This window comes from Nocardioides sp. GCM10027114 (assembly GCF_042659625.1).
In the GTDB taxonomy this organism is placed as follows: Bacteria; Actinomycetota; Actinomycetes; order Propionibacteriales; family Nocardioidaceae; genus Nocardioides.
Genome location: NZ_JBHSSS010000026.1, coordinates 301,985 through 326,431 on the forward strand (window position 1 = coordinate 301,985; position 24,447 = coordinate 326,431).

Annotated in this window: 27 protein-coding genes and 3 tRNA genes; 23 read left to right on the top strand and 7 right to left on the bottom strand. The window is 71.0% G+C overall.

Features of this window, described 5'->3' with window-relative positions; all coding sequences use genetic code 11:
• Nucleotides 1–75: 75 nt before the first annotated feature.
• Genes ACFP2E_RS15830 through ACFP2E_RS15840 form a run of 3 tightly spaced genes read left to right on the top strand, consistent with a single transcriptional unit; the run spans nucleotide 76 to nucleotide 4,758 of the window.
• Nucleotides 76–1,320: a homogentisate 1,2-dioxygenase gene (locus ACFP2E_RS15830; protein WP_378523769.1), complete on the top strand. Its 1,245-nt coding sequence runs from the start codon at nucleotides 76–78 to the stop codon at nucleotides 1,318–1,320.
• A gap of 35 nt (nucleotides 1,321–1,355) precedes the next feature.
• Entirely contained in the window at nucleotides 1,356–3,725 is a 2,370-nt protein-coding gene (locus ACFP2E_RS15835) for an FdhF/YdeP family oxidoreductase (protein ID WP_378523770.1), read from the top strand.
• A gap of 37 nt (nucleotides 3,726–3,762) precedes the next feature.
• Nucleotides 3,763–4,758: a pirin family protein gene (locus tag ACFP2E_RS15840; RefSeq protein WP_378523771.1), complete on the top strand. Its 996-nt coding sequence runs from the start codon at nucleotides 3,763–3,765 to the stop codon at nucleotides 4,756–4,758.
• A 71-nt stretch (nucleotides 4,759–4,829) separates the two neighbouring features.
• Here ACFP2E_RS15840 and ACFP2E_RS15845 read toward each other — a convergent pair whose 3' ends face one another.
• From ACFP2E_RS15845 to ACFP2E_RS15860, 4 genes are all read right to left on the bottom strand, one after another.
• Complete coding sequence (locus tag ACFP2E_RS15845) at nucleotides 4,830–5,171, bottom strand: TfoX/Sxy family protein (RefSeq protein ID WP_378523772.1); 342 nt, start codon at nucleotides 5,169–5,171, stop codon at nucleotides 4,830–4,832.
• 44 nt (nucleotides 5,172–5,215) lie between these two features.
• Nucleotides 5,216–5,551 carry a YciI family protein gene (locus ACFP2E_RS15850; protein WP_378523773.1) on the bottom strand — a complete coding sequence of 112 codons (336 nt, stop codon included), beginning with the start codon at nucleotides 5,549–5,551 and terminating at the stop codon, nucleotides 5,216–5,218.
• Between the two features lie 71 nt (nucleotides 5,552–5,622).
• A complete protein-coding gene (locus ACFP2E_RS15855) occupies nucleotides 5,623–6,600 on the bottom strand; it encodes a TIGR03086 family metal-binding protein (RefSeq protein WP_378523774.1) in 978 nt (325 codons plus the stop codon).
• Nucleotides 6,597–6,932 (bottom strand): ArsR/SmtB family transcription factor, encoded by a 336-nt coding sequence (locus ACFP2E_RS15860; RefSeq protein WP_378523775.1) that lies wholly within the window; start codon nucleotides 6,930–6,932, stop codon nucleotides 6,597–6,599. The genes ACFP2E_RS15855 and ACFP2E_RS15860 overlap by 4 nt, the downstream gene beginning before the upstream one ends.
• Before the next feature lie 103 nt (nucleotides 6,933–7,035).
• Between ACFP2E_RS15860 and ACFP2E_RS15865 the strand changes: the two genes are divergently transcribed.
• The 9 genes from ACFP2E_RS15865 to ACFP2E_RS15905 all read left to right on the top strand — a co-directional run bounded on the left by ACFP2E_RS15865 (nucleotide 7,036) and on the right by ACFP2E_RS15905 (nucleotide 12,272).
• Complete coding sequence (locus ACFP2E_RS15865) at nucleotides 7,036–7,758, top strand: flavodoxin family protein (RefSeq protein WP_378523776.1); 723 nt, start codon at nucleotides 7,036–7,038, stop codon at nucleotides 7,756–7,758.
• 64 nt (nucleotides 7,759–7,822) lie between these two features.
• Complete coding sequence (locus ACFP2E_RS15870) at nucleotides 7,823–8,407, top strand: DNA-3-methyladenine glycosylase I (protein WP_378523777.1); 585 nt, start codon at nucleotides 7,823–7,825, stop codon at nucleotides 8,405–8,407.
• A 56-nt stretch (nucleotides 8,408–8,463) separates the two neighbouring features.
• Complete coding sequence (locus tag ACFP2E_RS15875; RefSeq protein WP_378523778.1) at nucleotides 8,464–9,876, top strand: amidase; 1,413 nt, start codon at nucleotides 8,464–8,466, stop codon at nucleotides 9,874–9,876.
• A gap of 73 nt (nucleotides 9,877–9,949) precedes the next feature.
• Nucleotides 9,950–10,022, top strand: a tRNA-Thr gene (locus tag ACFP2E_RS15880).
• A gap of 51 nt (nucleotides 10,023–10,073) precedes the next feature.
• Nucleotides 10,074–10,147: transfer RNA gene (locus ACFP2E_RS15885), tRNA-Met, on the top strand.
• A gap of 37 nt (nucleotides 10,148–10,184) precedes the next feature.
• Nucleotides 10,185–10,355, top strand: coding sequence for a 50S ribosomal protein L33 (gene rpmG, locus ACFP2E_RS15890; protein ID WP_121804265.1), 171 nt, complete (start codon nucleotides 10,185–10,187; stop codon nucleotides 10,353–10,355).
• 93 nt (nucleotides 10,356–10,448) lie between these two features.
• Nucleotides 10,449–10,859 carry a MaoC family dehydratase N-terminal domain-containing protein gene (locus tag ACFP2E_RS15895; protein WP_378523779.1) on the top strand — a complete coding sequence of 137 codons (411 nt, stop codon included), beginning with the start codon at nucleotides 10,449–10,451 and terminating at the stop codon, nucleotides 10,857–10,859.
• A complete protein-coding gene (locus ACFP2E_RS15900; RefSeq protein WP_378523780.1) occupies nucleotides 10,856–11,233 on the top strand; it encodes a MaoC/PaaZ C-terminal domain-containing protein in 378 nt (125 codons plus the stop codon). Before ACFP2E_RS15895 ends, ACFP2E_RS15900 begins: the two co-directional genes overlap by 4 nt.
• On the top strand, nucleotides 11,226–12,272 hold the full coding sequence (locus ACFP2E_RS15905) for a UDP-N-acetylmuramate dehydrogenase (protein WP_378523781.1): 1,047 nt from the start codon (nucleotides 11,226–11,228) through the stop codon (nucleotides 12,270–12,272). The genes ACFP2E_RS15900 and ACFP2E_RS15905 overlap by 8 nt, the downstream gene beginning before the upstream one ends.
• Before the next feature lie 3 nt (nucleotides 12,273–12,275).
• On the opposite strand, the gene ACFP2E_RS15910 is transcribed toward ACFP2E_RS15905, so the two are convergent.
• Both ACFP2E_RS15910 and ACFP2E_RS15915 read right to left on the bottom strand, forming a co-directional pair.
• Nucleotides 12,276–13,310 (bottom strand): adenosine deaminase, encoded by a 1,035-nt coding sequence (locus tag ACFP2E_RS15910; protein ID WP_378524176.1) that lies wholly within the window; start codon nucleotides 13,308–13,310, stop codon nucleotides 12,276–12,278.
• 154 nt (nucleotides 13,311–13,464) lie between these two features.
• Nucleotides 13,465–14,691 (bottom strand): pyridoxal phosphate-dependent aminotransferase, encoded by a 1,227-nt coding sequence (locus tag ACFP2E_RS15915; protein ID WP_378523782.1) that lies wholly within the window; start codon nucleotides 14,689–14,691, stop codon nucleotides 13,465–13,467.
• A gap of 142 nt (nucleotides 14,692–14,833) precedes the next feature.
• Here ACFP2E_RS15915 and ACFP2E_RS15920 point away from each other — a divergent pair.
• From ACFP2E_RS15920 to rplA, 5 genes are all read left to right on the top strand, one after another.
• Nucleotides 14,834–14,906 (top strand) — tRNA-Trp (locus ACFP2E_RS15920).
• Between the two features lie 47 nt (nucleotides 14,907–14,953).
• On the top strand, nucleotides 14,954–15,193 hold the full coding sequence (gene secE / locus ACFP2E_RS15925) for a preprotein translocase subunit SecE (protein WP_378523783.1): 240 nt from the start codon (nucleotides 14,954–14,956) through the stop codon (nucleotides 15,191–15,193).
• Between the two features lie 85 nt (nucleotides 15,194–15,278).
• Nucleotides 15,279–16,145: a transcription termination/antitermination protein NusG gene (nusG, locus tag ACFP2E_RS15930; RefSeq protein ID WP_378523784.1), complete on the top strand. Its 867-nt coding sequence runs from the start codon at nucleotides 15,279–15,281 to the stop codon at nucleotides 16,143–16,145.
• A gap of 140 nt (nucleotides 16,146–16,285) precedes the next feature.
• Nucleotides 16,286–16,714 carry a 50S ribosomal protein L11 gene (gene rplK / locus ACFP2E_RS15935; RefSeq protein ID WP_378523785.1) on the top strand — a complete coding sequence of 143 codons (429 nt, stop codon included), beginning with the start codon at nucleotides 16,286–16,288 and terminating at the stop codon, nucleotides 16,712–16,714.
• A gap of 101 nt (nucleotides 16,715–16,815) precedes the next feature.
• The gene (gene rplA, locus ACFP2E_RS15940; protein ID WP_378523786.1) at nucleotides 16,816–17,535 is read left to right on the top strand and encodes a 50S ribosomal protein L1; all 720 of its coding nucleotides are present in this window, start codon (nucleotides 16,816–16,818) and stop codon (nucleotides 17,533–17,535) included.
• Between the two features lie 74 nt (nucleotides 17,536–17,609).
• Here the strand turns inward: rplA and ACFP2E_RS15945 are convergent, their stop codons facing one another.
• Entirely contained in the window at nucleotides 17,610–18,611 is a 1,002-nt protein-coding gene (locus ACFP2E_RS15945) for a DnaB-like helicase C-terminal domain-containing protein (RefSeq protein WP_378523787.1), read from the bottom strand.
• 348 nt (nucleotides 18,612–18,959) lie between these two features.
• Here ACFP2E_RS15945 and rplJ point away from each other — a divergent pair, with 348 nt between their 5' ends.
• The 6 genes from rplJ (at nucleotide 18,960) to ACFP2E_RS15975 (ending at nucleotide 24,363) form a co-directional block, all read left to right on the top strand.
• Nucleotides 18,960–19,634 carry a 50S ribosomal protein L10 gene (rplJ, locus tag ACFP2E_RS15950; protein ID WP_378523788.1) on the top strand — a complete coding sequence of 225 codons (675 nt, stop codon included), beginning with the start codon at nucleotides 18,960–18,962 and terminating at the stop codon, nucleotides 19,632–19,634.
• 74 nt (nucleotides 19,635–19,708) lie between these two features.
• Nucleotides 19,709–20,101: a 50S ribosomal protein L7/L12 gene (gene rplL / locus ACFP2E_RS15955; protein ID WP_378523789.1), complete on the top strand. Its 393-nt coding sequence runs from the start codon at nucleotides 19,709–19,711 to the stop codon at nucleotides 20,099–20,101.
• A 370-nt stretch (nucleotides 20,102–20,471) separates the two neighbouring features.
• Nucleotides 20,472–21,425 (top strand): ABC transporter ATP-binding protein, encoded by a 954-nt coding sequence (locus tag ACFP2E_RS15960; protein ID WP_378523790.1) that lies wholly within the window; start codon nucleotides 20,472–20,474, stop codon nucleotides 21,423–21,425.
• A gap of 8 nt (nucleotides 21,426–21,433) precedes the next feature.
• Nucleotides 21,434–22,219, top strand: coding sequence for an MlaE family ABC transporter permease (locus tag ACFP2E_RS15965; RefSeq protein WP_378523791.1), 786 nt, complete (start codon nucleotides 21,434–21,436; stop codon nucleotides 22,217–22,219).
• A gap of 55 nt (nucleotides 22,220–22,274) precedes the next feature.
• Nucleotides 22,275–23,051 carry an MlaE family ABC transporter permease gene (locus ACFP2E_RS15970; RefSeq protein ID WP_378524177.1) on the top strand — a complete coding sequence of 259 codons (777 nt, stop codon included), beginning with the start codon at nucleotides 22,275–22,277 and terminating at the stop codon, nucleotides 23,049–23,051.
• Between the two features lie 7 nt (nucleotides 23,052–23,058).
• On the top strand, nucleotides 23,059–24,363 hold the full coding sequence (locus tag ACFP2E_RS15975) for an MCE family protein (RefSeq protein ID WP_378523793.1): 1,305 nt from the start codon (nucleotides 23,059–23,061) through the stop codon (nucleotides 24,361–24,363).
• Nucleotides 24,364–24,447 lie beyond the last annotated feature (84 nt).

A 24,447-nucleotide genomic window follows, 5' to 3' on the forward strand; every position in this document is an offset into this window, starting at 1 on the left:
GACGGTCGGTTATCGGACGTGTCACCATGCCAGCCGGACATCCCAGCGAGCCCCTGATCGTGGAAGGCTGAGCCCATGGCCCACTACCGCAGCGTCGGCGACGTGCCGCCCAAGCGCCACACCCAGCACCGCGACCCCGACGGGCGGCTCTACCGCGAGGAGCTGATGGGTGAGGAGGGCTTCTCGTCCGACTCCTCGCTGCTCTACCACCGCGGCGTCCCGTCGGCGCTGGTCGACAGCCAGGTGTGGGACCTCGGCGACCAGACCCGCACCCCCAACCACCCGCTGAAGCCGCGTCACCTCAAGCTCCACACCTTGTTCCCCGAGGGCACTGACGGCGCCACCGCCGACGCGGTCACCGGCCGCCGGCTGGTGCTCGGCAACAACGACGTGCGCATCGCGTACGTCGTGACCGGCACCGACCCGTCGCCGTACTACCGCAACGCGATCGGCGACGAGTGCGTCTACGTCCAGTCGGGCTCCGGCACGGTCGAGACGGTCTTCGGCGTGGTCAGCTACCGGACCGGCGACTACGTCCTGATCCCGCGCGCCACCACCCACCGCTGGGTCCCCGCCGAGTCGAGCCGGCTCTACGCCATCGAGGCGAACAGCCACATCGCGCCGCCCAAGCGCTACCTCTCGCGCTACGGGCAGTTCCTCGAGCACGCGCCGTACTGCGAGCGCGACCTGCACGGGCCGGACGCGCCGTTCCTGGTCGAGGGCACCGACGTCGAGGTGCTGGTCAAGCACCGTACCGGCGGCGCGATCGTCGGCACCCGCATGGTCTACGCGACCCACCCGTTCGACGTGGTCGGCTGGGACGGCTGCCTGTACCCCTACACGTTCAACGTCGAGGACTTCGAGCCGATCACCGGCCGGGTCCACCAGCCGCCGCCGGTGCACCAGGTCTTCGAGGGCTGGAACTTCGTCATCTGCAACTTCTGCCCGCGCAAGGTCGACTACCACCCGCTGGCGATCCCGGTGCCCTACTACCACTCGAACGTCGACAGCGACGAGGTCATGTTCTACGTCGGCGGCGACTACGAGGCGCGCAAGGGCTCGGGCATCAACATCGGCTCGATCTCGCTGCACCCCGGCGGCCACGCGCACGGCCCGCAGCCGTCGGCCATCGAGGCCTCGCTCGGCGCGGAGTACTTCGACGAGCTGGCCGTCATGGTCGACACCTTCGCGCCGCTCGAGCTCGGCGAGGGCGGCCTCGCGGCCGAGGACCCGGCGTACGCCTGGACCTGGGCCGGACGCGGCCCCGACAGCACCCCCGACACCGGCGACGGCGGCCCGGCGGTCTACTCCAACAGCTGATTCCACTCGCTTCCGCGGTGGGACAGGATGGGGGCATGGGTCGACGCAGGCGGGTCCACGAGATCGACGAGGCACAGGTCGAGGTCGGCGCGCCCAAGAAGGCGGCCGCCGGCGCCGAGGCCGTGGCCATCGCCCTGAAGAGGGCCGTCGACCAGATGGGCGTCGTCCGCTCCGGCCGGACCCTGCTCAAGCTCAACCAGACCGACGGGTTCGACTGCCAGGGCTGCGCCTGGCCGGACCCCGACCCCGCCCACCGCCACACCGCCGAGTTCTGCGAGAACGGCGTCAAGGCGGTCGCCGACGAGGCCACCCGCGACCTGCTCGACCGCGACTTCATGGCCCGCCACCCGGTCGCCGAGCTCGCCGAGCACACCGACTACTGGCTCAACCAGCAGGGCCGGATCGCCGAGCCGTTCGTGCTCCGCGAGGGCGCGTCCCACTACGAGCCGATCTCCTGGGACGACGCGTTCGCGACGATCGGCCGTCACCTCCGGGCGATCGACCCGGACGAGGCGGTCTTCTACACCTCGGGCAAGACCTCCAACGAGGCGGCGTTCGCCTACCAGCTCCTCGCCCGTTCCTACGGCACCAACAACCTCCCCGACTGCTCCAACATGTGCCACGAGTCGACGTCGGTGGCGCTGGCCGAGGCCATCGGCATCGGCAAGGGCTCGGTGCGGCTCGAGGACGTCCACTCGGCCGAGCTCATCGTGATCCTCGGCCAGAACCCCGGCACCAACCACCCGCGGATGTTGACCGCGCTGGAGACCGCCAAGAAGAACGGCGCCCGCATCGTCGCGGTCAACCCGCTGCGCGAGACGGGCCTGGTGCGCTTCAAGAACCCGCAGACCCCGCGCGGCGTCGTCGGCCCCGGCACCGGCCTCGCCGACCTCTACCTGCAGATCCGCACCAACGGCGACCTCGCCCTGCTGCAGGCGCTCGGGTCGCTGCTGCTCGAGCGCGGCGCCGTCGACCGCGACTTCGTCGAGCGGCACACCACAGGCTTCGAGGAGTACGCCGCGGCGCGGCGCGACGTCGACTGGCCCGCGGTCCTCGCGGCCACCGGGCTGCGGCGCGAGGAGATCGAGGAGCTGGCCCGGATGCTCGCCGGCAGCGGCCGGACCGTCTTCTGCTGGGCGATGGGCATCACCCAGCACCGCAACGCCGTCGCGACCATCAAGGAGATCGTCAACGTCGCGCTGCTGCAGGGGAACATCGGCAAGCCCGGCGCGGGGCTGTGCCCCGTGCGCGGCCACTCCAACGTGCAGGGCGACCGCACGATGGGAATCTGGGAGCGCGCGCCCGAGCACTTCCTCGACGCCCTCGCCGCCGAGTTCGGCTTCGAGCCGCCGCGCGAGCACGGCCTCGACACCGTCGCCGCGATCACTGCCCTCGCCCAGGGTCGGGCCCGGGTGTTCATGGGGATGGGCGGCAACTTCGTGTCCGCCACCCCCGACACCGCGGCCACCGAGGCGGCGATGCGCAACGCCGACCTGACGGTGCACGTCTCGACCAAGCTCAACCGGTCCCACGTCGTGCACGGCCGCGAGGCGCTGATCTTGCCGGCGCTCGGCCGCAGCGAGCGCGACCACACCGGCGGCTCGCCGCAGCGGGTCACCGTGGAGGACTCGATGTCGGCGGTCCACGCCTCCCAGGGGCCGCTGAAGCCCGCGTCGCCGCACCTGCGCTCCGAGGTCGACATCGTCTGCTCGATCGCCGAGGCCACGCTGACCGACTCGCCCGTGCCGTGGAGCCGGTTCCGCCAGGACTACTCCGAGATCCGCCGCTCCATCGCGCGTGTGGTCCCCGGCTGCGCAGCGTACGACGAGAAGGTCGACCAGCCGGGCGGCTTCACCCTGCCGCACCCGCCCCGAGACACCCGTACCTTCCCGACGAAGGCTGGGAAGGCGATGTTCACGGTCAGCCCTCTGGAGGTGCTGACCGTGCCCGAGGGGCGGCTGCTGCTGCAGACGATCCGGTCGCACGACCAGTTCAACACCACGATCTACGGCCTCAGCGACCGCTACCGCGGCATCGAGGGCGGCCGGCGCGTGGTCTTCGTCCACCCCGAGGACGTCGCGGCGCTCGGGCTGACGGAGGGCGACCACATCGACCTGGTCAGCGAGTGGGACGGCGTCGAGCGGCGGGTGCCGGCGTTCCGGGTCGTGGCCTACGACCAGCCCCGCGGCTGCGCCGCCGCGTACTACCCGGAGACCAACCCGCTCGTGCCGCTGGAGTCCACCGCGGAGGGCAGCAACACCCCGACGTACAAGTCGATCGTGGTGCGGCTCGAGCGGACGACGACGGACGCCGCGGCGCGCCACGCGACCCTCGCGCACACCGTCACCCCTGCAGGGCGCGGTGATGAGGAGAAGCGGGAGACCGACCCGCCGCAGCTCTCGTAGCGGCTGGGCCGCTGGCGGGCGGGGGCACACTGGGAGGGTGAGCAACCCGGAGCGCGACCCCGACCTGCTGACCTGCGAGAGCGGCCCGGAGCTGGCCGTCGAGGTGATGGTCCCGCGGGAGGTGCCGCTGGGCGGCCCCCGGGCGATGACGGTGCGCCGCACCCTGCCGCAGCGGCACCGCTCGCTGATCGGGGCGTGGTGCTTCGTCGACCACTACGGCCCCGACGACGTCGCCGACACCGGCGGCATGGTCGTGGCCCCACACCCGCACACGGGGCTGCAGACGGTGAGCTGGCTCTTCACCGGCGAGGTCGAGCACCGCGACTCCACCGGCGCGCAGGCGATGGTGCGGCCCGGCGAGGTCAACCTGATGACCGCCGGCCGCGGCATCAGCCACTCCGAGGTGTCGACCGGCGAGGTCGAGGTGCTGCACGGCGCCCAGCTGTGGGTCGCCCTGCCCGACGCCTCGCGCCACACCGACCCCGGCTTCCGGCACCACGTGCCCGACCCGGTGACGGGGGAGGGCTGGGAGGGGCGGGTCTTCCTCGGCTCGCTGCTCGGGTCCACCTCGCCGGTGCCGACGTACAGCCCGCTTCTCGGCGCCGAGGTGCTGCTGGAGCCCGGAGCGGTGCTCGAGGCCGACGTCGACCCGGAGTTCGAGCACGGCGTCCTCGTCGACACCGGCGTGGTCGCCGTTGCCGGGCAGGAGACCAAGCAGCACGAGCTCGCCTACGTCCCGCCCGGCGGGCCGTCGCTCCGCCTCGCCGCGGGTGACGAGGGGGCGCGGGTGCTGCTGCTCGGCGGGACCCCGTTCGGCGAGTCCATCGTGATGTGGTGGAACTTCGTCGGCCGCAGCCACGAGGAGGTCGTCGCCTTCCGCGAGGAGTGGCAGGCCCAGATCACCCGTGGTGGCGCCGTCGTCGACGACGGTCAGGACGTCGCCGACGGCCGTTTCGGCGTGGTCGTCGACGACCACCTCGCGCCGATCCCCGCCCCGGCGCTGCCGAACGCCCGCCTCAAGGAACGCCGCTAGGCCACCGGTGGTCGAGGCGCGAGGCCGCCCCGCGGCCGAGCCTCGAGACCCCGTGAGGTGCGCAGGGCGTCCTACTTCTTGACCTTCGGCGGGAGGGTGGCCACGTGGGCCCGCGCCCGCTCCACCCACGCCGACGCCTGATCGTCGTCGAGCGACGCCGGCAGCGCGACGTACTCCCGCATCGGTCGTCCGGGCGGGCCGAACGGGCCGCTGCCCTCGACCGCCTCGAGGTCAGCACGGGTCGCCTCGTCGAGGCGCACCCCGACGTCGGTCCCGAAGAGCCCGGCGAACATGTTGCCGTTCACGAACGCGCCCAGGCTGCCGAACATCGGCTTCACCTCGACGCCGGGCGCCTCCGGGACGAGGTCGCGGAAGCGCGCCTTGTCCTCGTCGGTGTGCTTCGGGAGCTCCACGTCCCCTCCTTCGACGGACCTTCGAGGCCCTGTCACGTGCTGCGTCACATGCCGGGGACCGGCTGGCACTCGTGCACCTCGATGGTGCAGCCGCCGGGCATGTCCAGGTGCGGGTGCACCTGGGCCAGCGCGAGCGCGGCGTCCCTGTCGGCCGCCTCGATGATCGTGTAGCCGGCGACCTCGCGGTCGCTGTCGCTGGTCCCGTCGGGGGTCACCCGGACGCCGCCGGCCAGCGGCGTGCCGAAGTCGACCATCCCGTCGCCGACCTTCTCGCCCCACCGCATCCAGGCCTGCATGACCTCCTGCATCTCCTCCGGGGAGGGGGCCGGGGCGTCCGTGGGCATCGCGGGTGCGTGGTAGATGAACATGAACTTGGCCATGAGGGCTCTCCTTGTTTCCTTGTCCGGATCTTCGGTGGTTTCCGAGTCGGGGGTGAAGGGCCGTCGGTCCCTCAGGCGGCGACGGGGACCTGTCGACCGGACAGGGCCACCAGGCGGTCGAGGGCGCCGGCGCCTGCGGGCACGGCGACGGGCTCGGCGAAGGAGCCGCCGGAGCGACCGCCCGGGATCAGCTGCTCGCCGATGCCGAGGACGTAGCCTGCGAGCTCCTCGGAGACCGTGACCTGCTGGCCGCTGGTCTGCGCGAAGTCCCACGCGTGGATCAGGAACTCCAGTGACAGGATCCCCACGGCTTCGCGAGCCGTGAGCCCGGACTCGCCCTCGGTGCCGCCTTCCAGGCCCCGGTGGGTCCAGGCCTCGATCGCCTGACCGGCCATCGTGCTGATGCGGTGCTCGAGCGAGCCCTCCTCAGGGGTGACGACCTTGGCGCCGGCCAGGGAACCGATGCCGACGATCGAGCGCGTGAGGTGCTCGGCCAGCGCGTGCCCGTCGTACTCCGCGCAGGGGGTCTGCCGGCTGCGGTCCTCAGCAGTGAGGCCGCGCAGCACCGGCTGCAGCACGGCGAGGGTGGCCTCGGCCGAGGAGAGCTCGTCGATTGCCTGTGGCATCGCCGCCCACTCGTCCGGCCCGGCATCCCCCGTGGTGGCGGCCTTCTCCAGCCGCGCGACGAAGTGCTCCCAGCCCTCGGCGTGGTGGACGGCCTGCTCGTCGGTGAGGCCGGCGTGCTCCAGCGTGACCCGGGTCCCGCCCTCGACCGGCTCCACGGTGAAGGTCACGGTGGAGCCCTCGGCCGCCAGCTCCGGGTGGCCCTCCCAGCCCCAGCCCAGGACGACTCGTCGGCCGGGCTCGACCTCCACGACGGTGCCGGCGGCGACGTGGCCGGGGGTGACCGTCCAGCGGTACTCGCCGCCGGCCCGCAGGTCGATGCGGGCGGTGACGGTCTGCCAGCGCCGCAGCCGCTCGGGCTCGGTGATCAGCGCGAAGGCCTCGTCGGGGGAGACGGGGAGCAGGACGCTCTTGGTGTAGGTCATGGCTGTTCTCCTTGTTCGGCCGGGTCGTTCCGGCGGTCGTTGAGGGCGTGGGCGTCGGCCACGAGCTGGTCGAGCTCGCTGGTCCAGAACCGGTCGATCTCGGCCTGCAGCTCGCGCAGGCCCCGCGGGTCGACCCGGTAGATGCGCTGACGGCCGACCTTCTGCGCGGTGACCAGCCCGGCGGCCTCCAGCACGAGCAGGTGCTGGGAGATCGCGGAGCGGGTCACCGGGAAGTGGGCGGCGACGTCGCTGACCGTGCGCTCCTGCGCCGCGAGCAGCTGGAGGATGCGTCGCCGCGTGGGCTCGGCAGCTGCGGAGAGGGCGTCGGTCACACCAAATACGTTAGCGGCCACTAACGCATTGGGCAAGGCTGGTCGGGGTGACTGGTCCTGACGGGCCGTTGTGCCCGGCCGGACCACCCCTGAGAGTGGAGGCATGGCGAGTGACCGCGAGCACGACTTCAGCGACCTCCGCGCGACGTACGTCAACTGCACGCTCAAGCGCAGTCCCGAGCGAAGCCACACCCAGGGGCTCGTCGACGCGAGCGCGGCGATCATGCGCAAGCACGGCGTGGAGGTCGAGGTCATCCGCTTCGTCGACCACGACGTCGCGACCGGGGTCTACCCCGACATGCGGGAGCACGGGTGGAAGGCCGACGCCTGGCCCGAGCTCTACCCCGGGATCCTGGCCAGCGACATCCTCGTCGTGGCGGGGCCGATCTGGCTGGGGGACAACGCGAGCGTCACCCGGCAGTTCATCGAGCGGATGTACTCGCTGAGCGGGGAGCTCAACGACAAGGGCCAGTACCTCTTCTACGGCCGGGTGGCCGGCTGCCTGATCACCGGCAACGAGGACGGCATCAAGCACTGTGCGATGAACGTGCTCTACAGCCTCGCCCACGTCGGCTACACGATCCCGCCCAACGCGGACGCCGGCTGGATCGGCGAGGCGGGCCCGGGGCCGTCGTACCTCGACCCCGGCAGCGGCGGCCCGGAGAACGACTTCACCAACCGCAACACCACCTTCATGACGTGGAACCTGATGCACCTCGCGCGGATGCTCAAGGACGCCGGCGGTGTGCCCGGCTACGGCAACCAGCGCTCCGAGTGGGACGCCGGCACCCGCTTCGACTGGGAGAACCCCGAGTACCGCAGCTGAGCGGCCGTCGGGGGAGCGGGCGCGACCCGTCCCGCCGTCGGCGGGCTCTGGCAGGATCCGGGACGTGCCCGGACCAGTGATCGGCGACGACGGCATCGCCCGTTGCCCGTGGGCGGCGGGCGACCCCGACAACCTCGTCTACCACGACACCGAGTGGGGGCTGCCCGTCCGTGGCGAGGCCGCCTACCTCGAGCGGCTGACCCTGGAGGCGTTCCAGTCCGGGCTCTCGTGGCGCACCATCCTGGTCAAGCGCCCCGCCTTCCGCGAGGTCTTCGCCGGCTTCGACGCCGACGCCGTCGCGGCGTACGACGCCTCCGACGTGGAGCGGCTGATGGGCGAGGCCCGGATCGTGCGCAACCTCCGCAAGATCGAGGCCGCGATCACCAACGCGCGAGCAACCGTGTCGCTGCGCGACGACGGCGGCCTCGAGGCCCTCGTCGAGTCGTTCCGTCCCGACCGGTCGCCGGCGCCGGCCACGTCCGAGCAGGTGGTCACCACCTCGCCGGAGTCGGTCGCGCTCTCGAAGGCGTTGAAGCGGCGCGGCTTCGTCTTCGTCGGCCCGACGACCATGTACGCGCTGATGGAGGCCATCGGCCTCGTCGACGACCACCTCGTCGGCTGCCACCGGCGGGGTGCTGCAGACCGCTGACCCAGCCGCCGACGAGGGCTGCTGACGAGGGGCCCGGCGCTCGGTACCGTGCCGCCATGGCTGCCGGCACGAGCAGGGTCCACGCCTTCGCCGACGACGCCCTCGGCGACCACGACGCGGTGGGACTCGCCGACCTGGTCCGCCGGCGCCGGGTGTCGATCCCCGAGGTCGTCGAGGCTGCGGTGGCCCGCGCCGAGAAGGTCGACGGCGAGCTCAACGCGGTCGTCCACCGCGCCTGGGACCGGGCGCGGGCGGAGGCGAGGGAGCCGCGCGGCGGCTTCTTCTCGGGAGTCCCCACCTTCCTCAAGGACAACGTCGACGTCGCCGGCATGCCCACCCGCCAGGGCACGGACGCCTACGACGGCCGGGTCGCGCGGGAGGACGGGGAGCTCGCGCGCCAGTACCTCGCCACCGGCCTGCTGCCTCTGGGCAAGACCCAGATGTCCGAGTTCGGTCTCAACGCCTCCGCCGAGCACTCGCGGCTCGGCCCGGTCCGCTGCCCCTGGGACCTCCGGCGGACCGCCGGAGCGTCCTCGGCCGGCTCCGCGGCGATGGTGGCCGCGGGGGTGGTCCCCCTGGCGCACGCCAACGACGGCGGCGGGTCGATCCGGATCCCCGCCTCGGTCAACGGGCTCGTCGGACTCAAGCCCACCCGCGGCCGGCTGGCGCAGGACCCGCTGCTGCGCGAGATGCCGGTCCGCATCGTCTCCGACGGTGTGCTGACCCGGTCGGTGCGCGACACGGCCGCCTTCTACCGCGAGGCCGAGCGCGTCTGGCGCAACCTCGCGCTGCCGCCCGTCGGCGACCTCACCCGGCCGGGCAAGGCGCGGCTCGACGTCGCGGTCGTCACCGAGGGGATCGGCCGCTCCGCCTCGCCCGAGGTCGCCGAGCTGACCAGGAAGACGGCCGCGCTGCTCGAGGAGCTCGGCCACCGGGTCCACCCCGTGCCGCAGCCGGCGCCGGCCCGGTTCGCCGACGACTTCCTGCTGTACTGGTCGATGCTGGCGCTCTTCACCGTGCGGACCGGCGCCCGCGCGTTCGGGCCGTCGTGGGACCCCACCCAGCTGGACAACCTCACCCACGGCCTGGCCCGGCACTCCGCCCGCCGGCTCCACAAGCTCCCGTCGGCGATCGTCCGGCTCCGGCGTACGACCCGGTGGTCGCGCGACTTCTTCCGCCGGTACGACGTGCTGCTCACGCCGACCCTGGCTGCGCCGACGCCCACGATCGGGCACCTCGCGCCGACGCGGGACTACGACGACCTGATGGAGCGGCTGCTCGACTGGGTGGCCTTCACGCCGTTGCAGAACGCCACCGGCGACCCCTCGCTCAGCCTGCCCCTCGCGATGACCGCCGAGGGGCTCCCGCAGGGCATGATGCTGAGCGCCGGCTGGGGTCGTGAGGCCACCCTGATCGAGCTCGCCTACGAGCTCGAGGAGGCTGCGCCCTGGCCCAGGATCGACGGTTGAGAAGGGCGTCCCGCTGGGGGTGCGCAGCCGATTTTTCGTTGCCGCGCAGTCGTGTGTATTGTTCTCGCTCGTTGCCCCTTTAGCTCAGTCGGCAGAGCGTCTCCATGGTAAGGAGAAGGTCTACGGTTCGATTCCGTAAAGGGGCTCTGGGTGTGGGTCGTCCGGCCGGTATTCTGGCCGGGTTGCCCTGTCCCCGTGGCGGGGTAGCTCAGGTGGTTAGAGCACACGGCTCATAATCGTGGTGTCGCGGGTTCGAGTCCCGCCCCCGCTACTCAGTTCGACCCAGGTACCAACCAGAAGGACTTCCCGTGGCCAGCAAGAGCTCCGACGTTCGCCCCAAGATCACGCTCGCCTGCGTGGACTGCAAGGAGCGCAACTACATCACGAAGAAGAACCGCCGCAACGACCCCGACCGGCTCGAGCTGGCGAAGTTCTGCCCCCGCTGCCGCAAGCACACCGCGCACCGCGAGACCCGCTGAGCGGCATCCTGTCCTTCCGTCGAGGGCGGTCACCCATCCGGGTGGCCGCCCTCGACGCGTTTCCCGCCCGGCGACCGGACTAGGGTGGCGTCCATGCCTGTCGACCAGTCGCTCGTCGGGAGGACTTTCCCGCCGACCGCGCCGTACGACGTCACCGAGGAGAAGGTGGCGGCCTTCGTCGCCGCCACGGGTGGCGAGTACGCCGGCGGCCCCGACGCCGTTGCCCCGCCGACCTTCCCGATCGTCCTCGCCTTCGACGCGATGAACGCCTTCCTCGAGGCGGAGGGGATCGAGCTGTCCCGCATCGTCCACGGCGACCAGAAGTTCGCCTACGAGCGCCCGGTGCGGCCCGGCGACGTGCTCACCGCGACGCTGACGGTCGCGTCGCTGCGGCAGATCGCCGGCAACGACATCATCGGTACCACCAGCGAGATCACCGACGCCTCCGGCGCACCGGTCTGCTCGACCTCCGCCACCCTCGTCCACCGGGGGGCGGACGCATGAGCGAGCTGCCAACCCGCACCTTCACGGTCACCCGCGAGGACCTCGTCCGCTACGCCGGGGCCAGCGGCGACCACAACCCGATCCACCAGGACGAGCAGGTCGCGCGCAGCGTCGGCCTGCCCGGGGTGATCGCCCACGGGATGTTCACCATGGCGCTGGCGGCCCGGGCCGTCGCCGACTGGTTCCCCGGCCGGGAGGTCGCCAGCCTGGGCTGCAAGTTCACCAACCCGGTCGTCGTGCCCGCCGAGGGCGGCGTCGAGATCGAGGTCGCCGGCGAGGCCGCCGACCAGGACGGCGTCACCACCGTCTCGCTCACCGTCACCTGCGGCGGCCAGAAGGTCCTCGGCATGCCGAAGGCAGTCCTGCGTGGCTGAGCCGTCCGCGCACCTGCGCGACCACACCACGCTGCGGCTCGGCGGCCCCGCCCGTCGGTTCGTCACCGCGACGACCGAGGAGGAGCTGGTCGCCGCCGTCTCGGCAGCCGACGACGCCGGCGAGCCGGTGCTCGTGCTCGGCGGCGGCAGCAACCTCGTCGTCAGCGACGAGGGCTTCCCCGGCACCGTCGTGAAGGTGGCGACCCGGGGCATCCACCCCGACGTCGAGGACGGCGTCTCCTGCGGCGGCGTCCTGGTGCGCGTCGCGGCCGGGGAGGACTGGGACGCGTTCGTCGCCCACGCCGTCGACCGCGGCTGGGTCGGCATCGAGGCGCTCTCCGGGATCCCCGGCGCCGTGGGCGCCACCCCGATCCAGAACGTCGGCGCCTACGGCCAGGAGGTCTCGCAGACCATCGCCACGGTGCGGGTCTGGGACCGGCAGTTGCGTGGCATCCGCACCTTCGCCAACGCCGACTGCGGCTTCGGCTACCGGCACAGCCGGTTCAAGGCCGACCCGGGGCGCCACGTCGTGCTCGACGTGACCTTCCAGCTCGCGCAGGGCGACCTCGGCGCGCCCGTGCGGTACGCCGAGCTCGCGCGCCGGCTCGGCGTCGACGAGGGGGAGCGGGCCCCGCTGACCGACGTCCGCGAGACGGTTCTGGCGCTGCGCGGCGGCAAGGGCATGGTGCTCGACGCCGCCGACCACGACACGTGGAGCGCCGGGTCGTTCTTCACCAACCCGATGGTCGACCCCGACCTCGTGCCCGAGGGGGCGCCGGCGTGGCCGCAGCCCGACGGCACCGTGAAGACCAGCGCGGCCTGGCTCATCGAGCGCGCGGGCTTCTCGAAGGGCTACGGGCTCGACCTCAACGGCGGCCGGGTCGCCCTGTCGACCAAGCACACCCTCGCCCTCACCAACCGCGGCGACGCCTCCGCCGACGACCTGGTCGCGCTCGCCCGCGAGGTCCGCGACGGCGTCGAGAAACGGTTCGGCATCCGCCTGGTCAACGAGCCGGTGCTCGTCGGCCTCGAGCTCTGAGGCTCACCGTCCCGGGGGTGTCGCCAGCCACTCGTCGATGTCGGCGAGCACGGTCTTCCTGACGTCGTCCGGGGCGTACGACGCCCGGATCGACATCCGCGCCAGCTCGGCGAGCTGGGCGTCGTCGAGCTCGTGGGCGGCGCGCATCGTGGCGTACTGGCCGGCGAGCCGGGACCCGAACAGCAGCGGGTCGTCGGCGCCGAGCGCGACGGTCGCCCCGGCGGCCAGCAGCTCGGGCAGCGGGACCGAGGTCAGGTCGGAGTAGACCCCGAGGGCCACGTTGGAGACGGGGCACACCTCGAGGGCGACTCCGCTGTCGACGACCCGCGCCAGCACCTCGGGATCCTCGACCGACCGGACACCGTGGCCGAGCCGGTCGGCGTGGAGCTCGTCGAGGCAGACTCGGACGTGGTCGGGGCCGCGCAGCTCGCCGCCGTGGGGGACCATCGCCAGCCCGGCCCGGCGCGCGATCTCGAACGCCCGGGAGAACTCCGAGGTCGTCCCGCGGCGCTCGTCGTTGGACAGCCCGAAGCCGACGACGCCGCGGTCGGCGTACTGCGCGGCGAGGCGCGCGAGCGTGCGGGCGTCCATCGGGTGGCGGGTGCGGTTGGCGGCGATGACCAGCGCCATGCCCAGGCCGGTCTCGCGCGACGCCGACGCCACCGCGTCGAGCACCAGGTCGGTGAAGGCCGTGATCCCGCCGAACCGGGCGGCGTACCCGCTGGGGTCGACCTGGATCTCCAGCCAGCGGCCGCCCTCGCGGACGTCGTCCTCGGCCGCCTCGAGCACCAGCCGGCGCACGTCGTCCTCGGTGCGCAGCACCGACCGGGCGACGTCGTAGAGCCGCTGGAACCGGAACCAGCCCTTCTCGTCGGCCGCGGACAGCTCCGGCGGCCACTCGGAGACCAGCGAGTCGGGCAGATGGATGCCGTCGCGCTCGGCGAGCTCGAGGAGCGTGTCGTGCCGCATCGACCCCGTGAAGTGGAGGTGCAGGTGGGCCTTGGGCAGCGTGTGGAGGTTGCGCTGGTGTCCGTTCAGCGGAGCCTCCTCCTCAGCGGGCCGTGCGTGTTCACGTCGGGTCAGGTCAGGTCACCGTAGCCGGTGCCGAGCTGCCAGCAGTTTCCCCCGTGGTGTGGCCGAGCTGCCGCCAGTTTCCCGGGGGCGGGGCAACTGGTGGCAGCTCGGCGGGTGGTCAGGCGAACAGCTTCTGCAGTCGGGTGACGCCCTCGACGAGGTCGTCGTCGCCCAGGGCGTAGGAGAGCCGGAGGTAGCCGGGGGAGCCGAAAGCCTCACCCGGGACCACGGCGACCTCCGCCCTCTCGAGGATGTACTCCGCGAGGTCGGTGGTGGTCTCGATGTGCCGACCGTCGTGCTCACGGCCGAGCAGGCCCTTGACGGACGGGTAGGCGTAGAACGCGCCGTGCGGGGTCGGGCAGACCACGCCCTCGATCTCGTTGAGCATCTTCACGATGGTGCGGCGACGGCGGTCGAAGGCGACCTTCATCTCGTCAACGGCTGCCAGGTCGCCCGACACCGCGGCGATGGCGGCGCGCTGGGCGACGTTGGCGACGTTCGAGGTGGCGTGCGACTGCAGGTTGGTGGCGGCCTTGACCAGGTCGGCGGGGCCGATCATCCAGCCGACCCGCCAGCCGGTCATGGCGTAGGTCTTCGCGACGCCGTTGACGACGACCGTGCGGTCGGCGACCTGGGGGCACAACACCGGCAGCGAGCCGGTGTCGACGTCGTCGTAGACGAGGTGTTCGTAGATCTCGTCGGTGAGGACCCACAGGCCCTTCTCCTCGGCCCACGCGCCGACCGCCCGGATCTCGTCGGAGGTGTAGACCGCGCCGGTCGGGTTCGACGGGGAGACGAACAGCAGCACCTTGGTGCGGTCAGTCAGCGCGGCATCGAGCTGCTCGACGGTGACCTTGTAGTCCTGGGTCTCGTCGGCGAGCACCTCGACGGGCACGCCGCCCGCCAGTCGGATGGCCTCGGGGTACGTCGTCCAGTACGGCGCGGGCACGATGACCTCGTCGCCCGGGTCGAGCATGGTCGCGAACGCGGCGTAGATCGCCTGCTTGCCGCCGTTGGTGACCAGCACCTGGGACGGCTCGACCTCCCAGCCGCTGTCGCGGCGGGTCTTCTCGACGATCGCCTTCTTCAGCTCGGGGAGGCCGCCAGCGGGGGTGTAGCGGTGGTTGCGCGGGTCGCGGCAGGCCTCGACCGCGGCGTCGACGATGTAGTCGGGCGTCGGGAAGTCCGGCTCGCCGGCGCCGAAGCCGATGACCGGGCGACCGTCCGCCTTGAGCGCCTTGGCCTTGGCGTCGACCTTGAGCGTGGCGGACTCGGCGATCCCCCCGATCCGCTGGGAGATGCGACGGTCGCGAGGTCCGGGCTGGGCGGGAGTGGTGGAGGTCATGGGCCCCATCGTAGGGCGGTCCGCGGCGGCGTCCGGACGGGCGTTTGGACGCGGCATCGTCCGACCCCGTAGACTCGCCATCCGGTGGTTCCTCCACATGCTGCGGCATGCCCTTCGGCAGGCTGCGGGGAGCGAATCGCGAAGGGCACTAGCTCAACTGGCAGAGCATCGGTCTCCAAAACCGAAGGTTGGGGGTTCAAGTCCCTCGTGCCCTGCAAGACCCCTGGGCAGGACGCTCAGGACGACGAAGGAAGGTGAGGACGTGTCGGACAGCAGCGCAGTGCGCCGCGACCACGACGCCGAGAAGCGGACGAGCCCGGTCACGTTCTACCGCCAGGTCGTTGCCGAGCTGCGGAAGGTCGTCTGGCCGACGCAGGAGCAGCTGGTCACCTACTTCCTGGTGACCATGGTCTTCGTCGTCTTCTTCATGGCGCTGGTCTCCGCCCTCGACCTCGGCTTCGGCAAGCTGGCGTTCGAGGTCTTCGCCGGCCAGTCGCAGTAGTCCCGCGCAGGAGTCCACGGCGGTACACCGCCCCGGTCCGGCCAGGCCGGACCCCCAGATCGCACAACGAGTGACGGAGCAGCACGTGTCGGACCAGTACGACCCGCTCGAGACCGGCGAGACGGCCGGCGACGAGGCGACCCTCACCGACGCCCCCGAGGCCGTCGAGGTCGAGGCGACCCCTGAGGACGCTCCCGAGGCTGTCGAGGTCGAGGAGTCGGCCGACGAGGAGACCGGCGAGGACGCCGACTCCGACGACGCCGAGGAGACCGCCGACGTCGACGCGGCCGCGGAGGGTCACGAGGCCGACGAGGACGCCGGCGACGAGGACCCGCTCGAGGAGTTCCGCCGCGAGCTGTGGGCCAAGCCCGGCGACTGGTTCGTCGTCCACACCTACTCCGGCATGGAGAACCGGGTGAAGTCGAACCTGGAGAACCGCATCATCTCCCTCAACATGGAGGACTACATCCACGAGATCGTGGTCCCCACCGAGGAGGTCGCGGAGATCAAGAACGGCCAGCGCAAGATGGTCAAGCGCACCGTGCTCCCCGGCTACGTGCTCGTCCGCATGGACCTCACCGACGAGTCGTGGGCCGCCGTGCGCCACACCCCGTCGGTCACCGGCTTCGTCGGCCACAGCCACCAGCCGGTGCCGCTCTCCCTCTCCGAGGTCGAGAGCATGCTCGCCCCGACCGTGGTCGCGCAGGCCGAGACCGCCGCCGCCGCTGCCGCCCCGGCTTCCGCCGGCGCTGCCGCCCCGGCCCGCAAGCCGGTCGAGGTCGCCGACTTCGACGTCTCCGACTCGGTCATGGTGGTCGACGGCCCGTTCGCCACGCTGCACGCGACCATCACCGAGATCAATGCCGAGTCGCAGCGCGTCAAGGCCCTGGTCGAGATCTTCGGCCGCGAGACCCCGGTCGAGCTGAGCTTCAGCCAGATCCAGAAGGTCTGAGCACAGGGTCCGAGCTTGCTCGGGCCCTGTCCCCGTGCCTCGCCCGATTTTCCGATCGGGCGCCCACCGCCCCACAATGGAGCGGCGTACCACCAGTGGCAGGGAAACCCCCGTCATGACCACGAAAGAGAGAACCTGGAATGCCTCCCAAGAAGAAGATCGCCGCACTGGTCAAGGTCCAGCTGCAGGCTGGCGCCGCGACCCCGGCCCCGCCGGTCGGTACCGCGCTCGGTCCCCACGGCGTCAACATCATGGACTTCTGCAAGGCGTACAACGCCCAGACCGAGTCCATGCGCGGCAACGTGATCCCGGTCGAGATCACCATCTACGAGGACCGCTCGTTCACCTTCATCACCAAGACCCCGCCGGCCGCGGAGCTGATCAAGAAGGCTGCTGGTCTGCAGAAGGGCTCCGGTGTCCCGCACAAGGAGAAGGTCGGCAAGCTGACCAAGGACCAGGTCCGCGAGATCGCCCAGACCAAGCTCCCCGACCTCAACGCGAACGACATCGACGCTGCGATGAAGATCGTCGAGGGCACCGCTCGCTCCATGGGCGTCACCACCGACTGACCTGCCCCTCCTCGCGCTGAGCGCGACGGGACCAGACCACACATCTGTGGCAGGGCCGCGCTGGCCCACCTGACCACACTGGAAGAAACGAGAAACCAGACATGCAGCGCAGCAAGACCTACCGTGCGGCGGCCGAGCAGTTCGACAAGAACGAGATCTACGCCCCGCTCGCCGCGATCAAGATCGCCAAGACCGGCAGCAAGAAGAAGTTCGACGAGACCGTCGACGTCGTCATGCGCCTCGGCGTCGACCCGCGCAAGGCCGACCAGATGGTCCGCGGCACCGTCAACCTCCCCCACGGCACCGGCAAGACCGCCCGTGTGCTCGTGTTCGCCAACGCCGACAAGGCCGAGGCGGCGCGTGAGGCCGGCGCCGACGTCGTCGGTGGCGACGAGCTCATCGAGAAGGTCGCCGGCGGCTGGCTCGACTTCGACGCCGTCGTCGCGACCCCGGACATGATGGGCAAGGTCGGTCGCCTCGGCCGCGTCCTCGGTCCCCGCGGCCTCATGCCGAACCCGAAGACCGGCACCGTGACGCCGGACGTGGCCAAGGCCGTGTCCGACATCAAGGGCGGCAAGATCGAGTTCCGCGTCGACCGTCACGCCAACCTGCACTTCATCATCGGCAAGGCGTCGTTCTCCGAGGTCCAGCTCGCCGAGAACTACGCCGCCGCCCTCGAGGAGGTGCTGCGGCTCAAGCCGGCCAGCTCCAAGGGCCGCTACATCAAGAAGGTCACCGTCTCCACGACGATGGGCCCGGGCATCCAGGTCGACCCGAACCGCACCCGCAACGTCGCGGTCGAGGACGAGGCCACTGCCTGACCTCAGGACCACCTGAACGCCGACCCGCCCGAAAGTCTCGGGCGGGTCGGTGTCATTTCGGGGTCATCTCGGGGTCACTCGACGAAGACCCGCTCGTCGATGAGCTGCTCGACCACGACGGAGCCCTGCTCCTCGAACCTGCTCTGGTCAAGGCGGGTGCGGAACTCGAGGTCGATCTTGTCGATGCCGTTGCGGTTCTTCTCGATGGAGAGCACTGCCCACGACTTGAAGCGCTCGGCGGCGCCGAGGTCGTAGACGAGGTGGTGCCGCGCCACGACGTCGAACTTGTTGTTCAGGATGAGCACCGCGTCGGCCTCGTAGGCGAGCGCCGAGGAGCCGCGCAGGTGGGACGTCCGCATCCGGCGGCCGGACTCGATGCCCGCCTTGTCGGCGGCCGCGATCGAGAGCAGCGGCGAGTCGAGGTCGAGTGCGAGGTCTTTGAGTCCCTCGACGACGTGCGTGATCCGCTCCTCGTCCGGCAGCGTCGTGCCGGGGACGCTGACCTTCTGCAGGTAGTCGACGACGATCAGCGGCTGCTGGCCGTGCTCGTCGCGAATCGCCTCGGCGGCCTGGGCGATCGCGTCGACGGTCGTCGACCGGCCGCTCGACTGGTGCAGGTGGTAGAGGTCGGCGTACTCCTGGACGCGCTTGAGGGCCTCCGCTGCGCCGCTCTTGTCCGACAGCCGTTCGGCGATCGAGCCGGCGCGGTGGTCGCTGGCGTCGAAGGCGTTGCGGATGCGGCGCAGGTCGGGGGCGTCGTACCCGGCGATCTCGCCGGCCTCCATCGCGACGAGGCGCTCGAGCAGCAGCTGCGGCTCGTGCTCGAAGCAGAAGTAGGCCACCGGTCGGCCCCGGCGGACCGCGTTGCGGCCCATCTGGAGCGCGAGGGTGGTCTTGCCGAGACCCTGGGGGCCGGCGAGCAGCACGAGCTCGCCGCCGCGGAAGCCGCCCATCAGGTTCTCGTCGAGCGGGTCGAAGCCGGTGGGCCAGACCCGTCCGGGTGCGTGTGCGGCGCCCTGCAGGCGGGCCTCCGCCAGCTCCAGGACGTCGCTGAGCGAGTGCATCTGGTGGTCCATTCCCTCATGGGAGCAGAACCGCGCCGCGCCCGCCGGAGAACGCCCACAATTCCTCCAGACGGGGGACAGCGGGTCGGACGAACGGTGGATCCGGGCCGGTCGCTCCCGGCTCCGGCGCCACGATTTGGCGCTCGGACGCCGGCCCCGTAGTCTTCATCACCGAAACCAGAGACCGCCGGTTGCCGGGCTGCACCAGCAGCACGACCGAAGGTTCCGCGAAGCGGACGGCCAGCGCAGGTGACAGAGCATGACAGCTGCCTCGGCAGCGCGTTCCACGCCCTGGGCTCCTGCGCCCGGGGCGTTCGTCTTTTCCGGGGCGGGGCGGTCTCACAGCCCGGAAGGAGACCCATGGCGCGGCCAGAGAAGCAGGCAGCCGTCGCGGAGATCGTTGAGTCGTTCAACGCATCCGCAGGCGCTGTGCTGACCGAGTACCGCGGTCTCACCGTGAAGCAGCTGCAGGAACTGCGGCGCTCCCTCGGCGAGAACGCCAACTACGCCGTGGTCAAGAACACGCTCGCCAAGATCGCCGCCTCCGAGGTCGGCATCGAAGGCTTCGACGACCTGCTGACCGGCCCGACCGCGATCGCCTTCATCAACGGCGACGTCGTCGAGGCGGCCAAGGGTCTGCGTGACTTTGCCAAGGCGAACCCCACCCTCGTCATCAAGGGTGGCGTCCTGGACGGCAAGCCCCTCGACGCGAAGGAGGTCGCCAAGCTGGCCGACCTCGAGTCGCGCGAGGTGCTCCTGGGCAAGCTGGCCGGCGCGATGCTCGCGTCGCTCAGCCAGGCCGTCTACCTGCTCAACGCCCCGATCTCGCAGGCTGCCCGGCTCGCCGGCGCCCTGCAGGCCAAGGCCGAGCAGGACCCCTCGATCCTCGCAGGTGGTGCCGGTGCCCCGGCGGCTGAGGCCGCCGACCAGGCAGAGGCCGCCGCCGAGGAGGCCCCGGCCGCCACGGAGGCGACCGAGGCTCCCGCTGACGAGGCCCCCGCGGCCTCCGACGAGGGCGAAGCCACCGAGGCCTGACCGGCCGAGGTACCGACCACCTGAAACCCGGCTCGCACGACCGTGCGGGCCACCGAACGGAAGGAAACGCCACCATGGCGAAGCTCACCACCGACGAGCTGCTCGACGCGTTCAAGGAGATGACCCTCATTGAGCTGAGCGAGTTCGTGAAGCAGTTCGAGGACACCTTCGGCGTCACCGCCGCCGCTCCGGTTGCCGTTGCTGCTGCCCCCGCCGCCGGCGGCGGCGAGGCCGGCGGCGACGCCGCTGCCGAGCAGGACGAGTTCGACGTCGTGCTCGAGTCGGCCGGCGACAAGAAGATCAACGTCATCAAGGAGGTGCGCGGCCTGACCTCCCTCGGTCTGAAGGAGGCCAAGGAGCTGGTCGAGGGCGCCCCGAAGCCGGTCCTGGAGAAGGTTGCCAAGGACGTGGCGGAGAAGGCCAAGGAGGCCCTCGAGGGCGCCGGCGCCACCGTCACCCTCAAGTGACGTCTCTCTGACGCTCGCGCGAACGGGCGGTCACCCTGCGGGGTGGCCGCCCGTTCGTCATTTGCGGACGCACGCGACCACGAAGGGGCCGCTGTGACGCCCGCCACGGTCGTCCGCTACGGTCGGCGGGCCTTCTCGGGAACCCGTGCGTCGGTGGCCCCGGACGGCGCGCGGGCTCGGCCGCGCGACGGTCTGGACCACAGGTGTCACACCACGGGTCTCAGGGAAGGGGGAGCAGCGAACGAAGTCGGGGGACGCGCGTAACCTCTCCGCCCAGCTCGCGTTGTTACTGGCGAGTGGGGGCTCGGGATTCGCTCGTTCGCGCCCGGGGAAACTTTGGCACGACCGAGAGTCGAGAGGGAGGCACCGGATGGGTGTGGAGATCCAGGTCGAGCACCTCACCAAGTCGTTCGGCAAGCAGCTGATCTGGGGGGACGTCACCCTCACGGTCCCGGCCGGCGAGATCTGCGTGATGCTCGGACCGTCCGGCACCGGCAAGTCGGTGTTCCTCAAGACCCTGATCGGGCTGCTCAAGCCCGATGAGGGCTCGATCGTGATCGAGGGCACCGACATCGCGAGCTGCTCCGAGCGCGATCTCTACGAGATCCGCAAGCTGTTCGGCGTGCTGTTCCAGGACGGTGCGATGTTCGGCTCGATGAACCTCTACGACAACGTCGCCTTCCCGCTGCGCGAGCACACGAAGAAGAGCGAGTCGCAGATCCGCGACATCGTCATGGAGAAGATGGACCTCGTCGGTCTCATCGGCGCCGAGGACAAGCTTCCCGGTGAGATCTCCGGCGGTATGCGCAAGCGCGCCGGTCTCGCCCGCGCCCTGGTGCTCGACCCGGAGATCGTGCTCTTCGACGAGCCCGACTCGGGTCTCGACCCGGTCCGCACGGCCTTCCTCAACCAGCTCATCGTCGACCTCAACGCGCAGATCGACGCGACCTTCCTCATCGTCACCCACGACATCAACACCGCGCGCACGGTGCCCGACAACATCGGGCTCCTCTACCACCGCCACCTGGCGATGTTCGGTCCGCGCGAGATGCTGCTGTCGTCGGAGGAGCCGGTGGTGCGCCAGTTCCTCAACGCCCAGCGGGTCGGCCCGATCGGCATGTCCGAGGAGAAGGACGCCGACGAGCTCGCGGCCGAGGCGGACCAGGAGCTGCCGCCGCTGCCGCCGATCCCGCTGCAGCTCGAGCCGTCCAACGGCATCCCGCGCCGCAGCCAGCGCGAGCCGGGCGCCTGGTGCCGCGAGAACGGCGTCACCCCGCCCCCGGGCTCCTTCAGCGACAACATGTCCATGGCCACCGGGGCGTGACGAGCAGCATGGCCACCCTCACCGCCTCGCGCGTCCTGGCGCCGATCGGGACAGCCGGCAAGCTGTTCGCGTTCGCGCTGGACGTCGCGCGCCAGCTGCCGCGGCGCCCGTTCCAGACCCGGGAGTTCCTCCAGCAGGCCTGGTTCATCGCCTCGGTCACGATCATCCCCACCGCGCTGGTCGCGATCCCCTTCGGTGCCGTGATCGCACTCCAGGTCGGCGGGCTCATCAAGCAGTTCGGCGCCCAGTCCTTCACCGGTTCCGCCTCGGTGCTCGCCGTCGTCCAGCAGGCCGGCCCGATCGCCACCGCGCTCCTCATCGCCGGCGCCGGCGGCTCCGCCATCGCGGCGGACCTCGGCGCCCGCAAGATCCGCGAGGAGCTCGACGCGATGATGGTGCTGGGCATCGACCCGATCCAGCGCCTGGTCGTGCCGCGGGTCCTCGCCTGCATGCTCGTCGCGGTCTTCCTCAACGGCATGGTCACCGTGGTCGGCGTGGCCGGCGGCTACGTCTTCAACGTGATGCTGCAGGACGGCACCCCGGGTGCCTACCTGGCGAGCTTCACGGCGCTGGCGCAGCTGCCCGACCTGTGGATGGGCTTCATCAAGGCGCTCGTCTTCGGACTGATCGCCGCCATCGTCGCCTGCTACAAGGGCATGAATGCCGCGGGCGGACCGAAGGGCGTGGGCGACGCGGTCAACGAGTCGGTCGTGATCACGTTCCTGCTGCTCTTCATCGTGAACTTCGTGCTCAGCACGATCTACCTGCAAGTCGTCCCACCGAAGACGGGTTGACGCCGTGGCCACCTTGAAGACCGTGTACCAGAAGCCGCTGTCGTCGCTCGACACGATGGGCGAGCAGCTCGCCTTCTACCTGCGCGTCCTGCGGGCGCTGCCCCGCTCCGTCGCGCGCTACCCCCGCGAGATCATGCGGATCCTCGCCGAGGTCACCCTCGGCTCGGGTGCGCTCGCCGTCATCGGCGGCACCGTCGGCGTCATCGTCGGCATGACCTTCTTCACCGGCGCCCAGGTGGGCCTGTCCGGGTACGCCGCGCTCAACCAGCTCGGCACGGCCGCCTTCTCCGGGTTCGTCTCCGCCTACTTCAACACGCGTGAGATCGCGCCCCTCGTGGCCGGCATCGCCCTCGCGGCGACGGTCGGCTGCGGCTTCACCGCCCAGCTCGGCGCGATGCGGATCTCCGAGGAGGTCGACGCACTCGAGGTGATGGCGATCCCGTCCATGCCGTTCCTCGTCGCCACCCGCGTCATCGGCGGCATGATCGCGATCATCCCGCTGTACGTCGTCGGCCTGCTGTCGTCGTACTTCGCGAGCCGGCTGATCGTCACCCAGTTCTACGGCCAGAGCACCGGCACCTACGACCACTACTTCAACCAGTTCCTGCCACCAGGGGACGTGCTGTGGTCGTTCGGCAAGGTGCTCGTCTTCGCCGTCGTCGTCATCCTCATCCACTGCTACCACGGGTACACCGCATCGGGAGGTCCAGCGGGCGTGGGCGTGGCCGTCGGCCGCGCTGTCCGCACGAGCATCGTGGCCATCAACGTCATCGACCTGTTCCTGTCCATGGCCATCTGGGGCACCACCACCACTGTCAGGTTGGCGGGGTGAGCGTGCGATGAGACTTGCCCAGAGCCACAAGATCCTCGGCGTGGCCTTCATGGCCATGCTGCTCGCCTCGGTCTACCTGACCTACGCGATCTTCACCAAGAAGTTCGCCGACTACGACGAGGTCACCCTCAAGACGTCGAACATCGGCCTGCAGCTCCCCGAGCGCGCCGACGTGAAGATCCGCGGCGTCATCGTGGGGGAGGTCCTCGACTTCCAGCCGACGGCGGAGGGTGCCGACGTCACCCTCGGGCTGTACCCCGACCACACCGAGACCATTCCGTCCGACGTCTCCGGCTCGATCGTGCCCAAGACGCTGTTCGGCGAGAAGTACGTCTCCCTGGTCCCGGAGGAGGACGGCGCGTCCGAGCCCATCGAGCCCGGTGCCACGATCGAGCGCACCGAGGTGTCGATCGAGGTCGAGAAGGTCCTCTCCGACCTCTACCCGCTGCTGCGCACGGTCCAGCCCGCCGAGCTCAACATGACGCTCAACGCGATGGCGACCGCGCTCGAGGGCCGCGGCGAGCTGATCGGCGAGAACCTCGAGACCGTCGACAGCTACCTCAAGCGGCTGAACCCGCAGATCCCCGAGATCGTCGAGGACCTGCGCCTCACGGCCGAGGTCTCCGACGTCTACGCCGACATCATGCCGGAGGTCGCGGACATCCTGCGGACGTCGGTGACCACCACGACGACGCTCGAGGAGAAGGAGGCCGAGGTCAACGCGCTGTTCACCGACGTGGCCGCGTTCTCCGACACCTCGCGCGACTTCCTCGAGCGCAACGGCGACAACATCATCCGGCTCGGCGAGGTCAGCGAGCAGCAGCTGCGGGTCCTGGCCAAGTACTCCCCGGAGTTCCCCTGCCTCGCGGGCGGCATCGTCAACGCCGGCAAGCTGCAGGCCGAGGCGTTCCGCAACTTCACCCTGCACATCAACCTCGAGCCGCTGCCCAACCAGCCCCGTGGCTACAAGCCGCAGGACAAGCCGCGCTTCGGCGAGGACCGCGGGCCCAACTGCCTGCGGCTGCCGAACCCGCCGTACTCCCAGTCCAACCCGGTGCGCTCGCAGCCCAACATGGACGACGGCGTGGACGAGCCGACCGGCAAGGGCACCAGCCGCACCACGCCGGGCTTCGGCGTCGGCGCCGCGGACCTCGCTCCGACCGGCTTCGGCGTCGCCGGCAGCTCCCGGGAGTCCACCTTGCTGAAGTCCCTGCTCGGCCCCTCGCTCGGCGTCACCGCCGGTGACGTGCCCGACCTGGGCGTCCTGCTGATCGGCCCGATGGCACGCGGAGCGGAGGTGAGCTACCGATGACCACCCGCGAAGCGCGGAGCCGCGTCGGTCGGCTCGCGGACCACGGCCGCAGCTGTGCGGCGGAGCTGCGAGGGGGTGCCAAGC